At 58.8% G+C, this 5,143-nt stretch carries 6 protein-coding genes; all 6 read left to right on the forward strand.

What is annotated here, in order from left to right:
- The first annotated feature begins 168 nt into the window (after positions 1-168).
- The 6 genes from ACWISF_RS09105 (at position 169) to ACWISF_RS09130 (ending at position 5,127) form a co-directional block, all read left to right on the forward strand.
- Positions 169-1,092 carry a cobalamin-binding protein gene (locus ACWISF_RS09105; protein ID WP_448381271.1) on the forward strand — a complete coding sequence of 308 codons (924 nt, stop codon included), beginning with the start codon at positions 169-171 and terminating at the stop codon, positions 1,090-1,092.
- 217 nt (positions 1,093-1,309) lie between these two features.
- Positions 1,310-1,933, forward strand: coding sequence for a TMEM165/GDT1 family protein (locus tag ACWISF_RS09110; protein ID WP_448381272.1), 624 nt, complete (start codon positions 1,310-1,312; stop codon positions 1,931-1,933).
- Between the two features lie 56 nt (positions 1,934-1,989).
- On the forward strand, positions 1,990-2,697 hold the full coding sequence (locus tag ACWISF_RS09115) for a cytochrome b/b6 domain-containing protein (protein WP_448381273.1): 708 nt from the start codon (positions 1,990-1,992) through the stop codon (positions 2,695-2,697).
- A gap of 75 nt (positions 2,698-2,772) precedes the next feature.
- Entirely contained in the window at positions 2,773-3,006 is a 234-nt protein-coding gene (locus ACWISF_RS09120; protein WP_448381274.1) for a hypothetical protein, read from the forward strand.
- An 88-nt stretch (positions 3,007-3,094) separates the two neighbouring features.
- Positions 3,095-4,129: a pyruvate dehydrogenase (acetyl-transferring) E1 component subunit alpha gene (gene pdhA, locus ACWISF_RS09125; RefSeq protein WP_448381275.1), complete on the forward strand. Its 1,035-nt coding sequence runs from the start codon at positions 3,095-3,097 to the stop codon at positions 4,127-4,129.
- A 14-nt stretch (positions 4,130-4,143) separates the two neighbouring features.
- Entirely contained in the window at positions 4,144-5,127 is a 984-nt protein-coding gene (locus tag ACWISF_RS09130; RefSeq protein WP_448381276.1) for a pyruvate dehydrogenase complex E1 component subunit beta, read from the forward strand.
- Positions 5,128-5,143: the final 16 nt, after the last annotated feature.

Below are 5,143 nucleotides of genomic sequence, written 5' to 3' on the forward strand. Positions count from 1 at the left end.
GTAAATTTTACCGGGACGAGCATCCTGTTAGCACAGGGCGATATAGCCGTTAGTACCGGGGGTGAAGTCGAGCGCACGGCTAAAATGCTTAGATAAAGCCAGGGTTTTCCTGTCCAAATAGCCCACTGTATAAAATAATGCTCATGACACCAATGTTCGGGTGACCAGGTGCGGCTTGTTTCGCTCTTGCCGAGTGCGACGGAAATCGTGGATTGTTTGGGGTTGACGCCTTACTTGGTCGGGCGCTCTCATGAATGCGATTACCCGCCCACGATTCAACATTTGCCGGTCTGCACTGCTCCCAAGTTCAACACCCAGGGCAATAGCCGTCAAATCCATCAGCGGGTGATGGAGATTTTGCAGCATGCCCTTAGTGTTTATGAACTCAATCTCACCGATTTGCAGGGCTTGCGCCCCACCCATATCCTCACCCAAGCCCAGTGCGAGGTCTGTGCGGTCAGTTGGGCAGACGTGACCCAGGCGGTGTCCCAGTGGTGGCCGCCCCCCGCACCGCAGGTGATTTCGCTGCAACCCCAAACCCTGGCGCAGGTGTGGCAGGCCATTGCCCAGGTCGGTCAGGCATTGGGAGCTGATCCGACACCCGTATTACGCAGTGGGCAAGAGCGCATTGCGCGGGTACAGCAGGCGGTGCGGGGGTTGCCCAGGCTGCGGGTTCTCTGTGTGGAATGGTTAGACCCATTGATGACGGCGGGGAATTGGGTGCCGGAGTTGGTTATTTTGGCCGGGGGACAGCCTGTGCTGGCAGAGGTGGGCCGCCATTCTCCCTGGGTGAGCTGGGCGCAGGTGGAGGCCGCGGACCCGGATGTGATCGTCGTAATGCCCTGCGGTTACTCCCTAGCGCAAACGCTGGTGGCTTGGCAGGAATCGCCCTACCCCTGGGCGCAGTTGCGGGCAGTGCAAACCGGGCGGGTTTACGCGACCGATGGCAACGCCTACTTCAACCGTCCTGGCCCGCGGTTGGTGGATTCTTTGGAAATTCTGGCGGAACTTTTGCAACCGGGCTTGGCTTTGGGGCACCAGGGGCAGGGCTGGTGCCGCCTCGCAGCCAGGGAATCAGGGCTGACCCTCTAGCTTGGTCATTTGCTTTCTGCTATTGTGGGGAGCTGTGCAGGGGAGTAGCTGGGGTTGCCACGGCTCCTTACCTGAATCAACATGCTGGCAATGAGCTTGGTTCAGGGAGCCAATGAGTTTGCTGGTTGGCTGGTGAGACTTGCGCTGCCTCCACGGTAGGGGGGTCTTGTGTGTTTTCCATCATGACCGCTCCATCCCCAAGCAACAGGAGTAGGCGATGCATTTCTGGACAGGATTTACCTCTGGGTGGTTGTTGATTGGGCTGTCGGAACTGGGGGATAAAACTTTTTTCATCGGGGCCATTCTAGCGATGCGCCACCCACGCTGGTGGGTCTTTCTGGGTGTGATTGGTGGGTTGGCGACGATGACGCTGGTTTCGGTGGGGATGGGGCAAGTGGCAGCTTTGTTCCCGCCACGTTACGTACGCGGCCTTGCGGTTGCCCTGTTGCTGGGTTTTGGATTGAAATTGCTTTATGAAGCCAGCCGGATGTCGGGGCAAGCGACCCTGGCGGCAGAACAGGAGGAGGCGCGCGCCGTGGTGGAACAAAAAGAACAGGGCGTGGTCACCTGGTCAGCCGGAGCGGTGGTGATGGAAGCCTTTACCCTGACGTTTGTCGCCGAATGGGGGGACCGCACCCAGGTGGCGACCATTACCTTGGCCTCTGCCCATCATGCCTTGGGCGTGCTGTTGGGGGCGATTTGTGGTCATGCCATGTGTGCGGCGCTGGCTGTTGTGTGTGGTAACCTGCTGGCCGGCCGGATTTCCGAGCGGCTGCTGACCGCCCTGGGGGGGGTTTTGTTTCTCGGGTTTGGGATGCTGGCTGCTTGGGAAGCTAGGTAGGCGATGCCCCTTATCGAGGGCCTAGGATAGACGCAAAAGGCTTTGGGCGAATTACCATGACCCCCAACAAACCTTATCAACCGTTTCTCTTGCGGCTTTTGCATGGGCTGACAGGGCTGTTTTTGTTGGCCGCCATGCTGACTGCCTATTGGACCTATAACACCTATGACGGGCGGTGGGGACGGATTCCCTTGCCAGCCTATCCTGAGATTGAGGGCATCCACGGCACGTTTGGCTTGGGGACGTTGCTGGTCTTTCCGGCGTTTGTGATCTATGCCTTTCATCGGGGGCAAAGGCGGCTCGTGCCGGGGGATGCGTGGCATTTGTTGACTCAGGTGGGGCGACCGCTTTGGTGGTACACCTTGAGTCGGGTCACCAATACCCTGGCCCTGGTGGCCTTAACGTTTGCTTTGTTCACCGGCAAGATGATGGACGAAACCTGGCTGCCCAAGGGGGAGTTGCAGCACGGTTGGTACTACGCTCATCTGCTGGCGTGGGTGGTGATGGGCGTCACGGTGCTGTGCCATCTGCTGCTGAATGCCAAGGTGGGGGGTGCACCCTTGCTGCTTTCGATGCTGTCCTGGCAGTTTCGCGACCACGACAGCCCTAGACTCTGGCCGACCCATGTCTCCCGCTGGTGGTCCCAGGTGCGGCAGGGGGCGTGGCGGCGCTGGTGCCAACCCATCACGGCAATGCGGGTGCTGGAACTGGCCATTTGGGTCACCCTGGCGGCGGCCTGGATCGTGCCCCTGGTCAAGCACTAACCCCGGCTCATCGTCATGGTTTGGCAAACCGGCGGCCTCGTGTTAACGTAGCAGCGTAGTCCGCAGGATTTACCCATGCACGTCGATCCAGGCAATGTCACGCCCCCGGTCTCGGAAGACCCAACGGCGCTGGCAGAATTGGCGGCGTTGATCGAGCGGGTGACCCAGGATGGGCGGCTCTCCCGCCGGGAATGGGCCGAGATTCGCGCCAAGGTCCAAGAAGATGGCCGGGTGACGCCCCGGGAACTGGATTTGCTCAACCAACTGATGGACCGAGTCAATCAGGGGGTCATTATCCTGGAAGCTTAGGAACGCCACGCGGGATTTGCGACTTGAACTGGTGAACCCGTCAAGCGTATCCTACAAAATACATTTTCTTTTGCGTCCACATTGGCCCATGGTGCAGGAACGTCCCGTACCCGTGTTTTCGCCTACTGCCGCACCGGTGAGTCGGGAGGAGGGGTTAGCGCTCTACGAAGATATGGTGCTAGGGCGCACCTTCGAGGATAAATGTGCGGAGATGTACTACCGGGGGAAAATGTTCGGGTTTGTGCATTTGTACAATGGGCAGGAGGCGGTCGCCAGCGGGGTAATTCGCGGGGCCTTGCGCCCAGGGGTTGATTACGTGTGCAGTACCTACCGGGATCACGTCCATGCCCTGAGTGCGGGGGTGCCCGCCCGTGAGGTGATGGCGGAATTGTTCGGGAAAGTGACGGGTTGCAGCAAGGGGCGGGGGGGGTCGATGCACCTGTTTTCCGCTGCCCATCGGCTGTTGGGGGGGTATGCGTTTGTGGCCGAGGGGATTCCGGTGGCGGCAGGGGCGGCCTTTCAGACCAAGTACCGCCGGGAGGTGTTGGGGGATCAAACCGCTGACGAGGTGACGGCGTGTTTTTTTGGGGATGGCGCCTGCAACAACGGCCAATTTTTTGAGACCTTGAACATGGCGGCTTTGTGGAAATTGCCGATTATTTTCGTAGTGGAAAACAACAAATGGGCAATTGGCATGGCCCACGAACGGGCCACGGCGGACCCCCATATTTACAAAAAAGCCAGCGTGTTCAACATGGTGGGGGTCGAGGTGGACGGCATGGATGTGTTGGCGGTGCGGGCGGTGGCGCGAGAGGCAGTAGCGCGGGCGCGGGCAGGGGAAGGGCCGACGCTGATCGAAGCCTTGACCTATCGGTTCCGGGGGCATTCTTTGGCGGACCCGGATGAATTGCGCAGCAAGGAAGAAAAAGAATTTTGGCTGAGCCGCGACCCGATCAAACGCTTAGGCAGTTATTTACTCGAGCAGGATTTAGCGACCCATCAGGACCTGAAAGCCATTGACCAGCGGGTCAAACAGGTGGTCGAGGATGCGGTGGCCTTTGCCGAACAAAGCCCAGAGCCAGACCCCAGCGAGTTGCGGCGGTACGTTTTTGCGGAAGATTGAGCGGGGGGAAGGTCATGGCAGAAACGTTATTTTTTGAGGCATTGCGGGCGGCGATTGACGAAGAGATGGCGCGGGACCCCAGGGTGTTTGTGTTGGGGGAGGATGTGGGGCACTACGGCGGTTCCTACAAGGTGACCAAAAATTTGTACAAAAAGTACGGGGAACTGCGGGTGTTGGATACCCCGATTGCGGAAAACAGTTTTACGGGGTTGGCAATTGGGGCGGCGATGACGGGGTTGCGCCCGATTATCGAAGGGATGAATATGGGTTTTTTGCTGTTGGCGTTCAACCAAATTGCCAACAATGCCGGGATGTTGCGTTACACCTCCGGGGGCAACTTTCAAATTCCCTTAGTGATCCGGGGACCGGGGGGTGTAGGGCGGCAGTTGGGGGCGGAACATTCCCAGCGGTTAGAGGCCTATTTCCAGGCGGTGCCGGGGTTGAAAATGGTCGCCTGTTCCACGCCCTACAATGCCAAGGGGTTGCTCAAGGCGGCGATTCGGGACAACAATCCGGTGCTGTTTTTTGAACACGTTCTGCTTTATAACCTCAAGCAAGACATTCCGGAGTCGGAATATCTCTTGCCTCTGGATAAAGCGGAATTGGTGCAAACCGGTCAAGATGTGACAATTTTGACCTATTCGCGGATGCGACATCACGTGTTGCAGGCCCTGCCGGAGTTGCACCAGCGGGGGATTGTGCCGGAGGTGATTGACCTGATTTCCCTGCGGCCTTTGGACTGGGATACGATCAGCGCCTCGGTGCGCAAAACCCATCGGGTGGTGGTGGTGGAAGAATGCATGAAAACCGGGGGAATTGGGGCAGAAATCAGTGCGGGGATCATGGAGCGGCTGTTTGACGAGTTGGATGCGCCGGTGGTGCGGCTGTCGTCGGTGGACGTTCCCACGCCCTACAATGGCACGCTGGAGCGCTTAACGGTGGTGCAGCCCCCGCAAATTGTCAGTACGGTGGTCGATCTGGTGGGGGGTAAAATTTAGGCGGCTGTCCCCGGTT

This window comes from Gloeomargarita sp. (genome assembly GCF_053491055.1).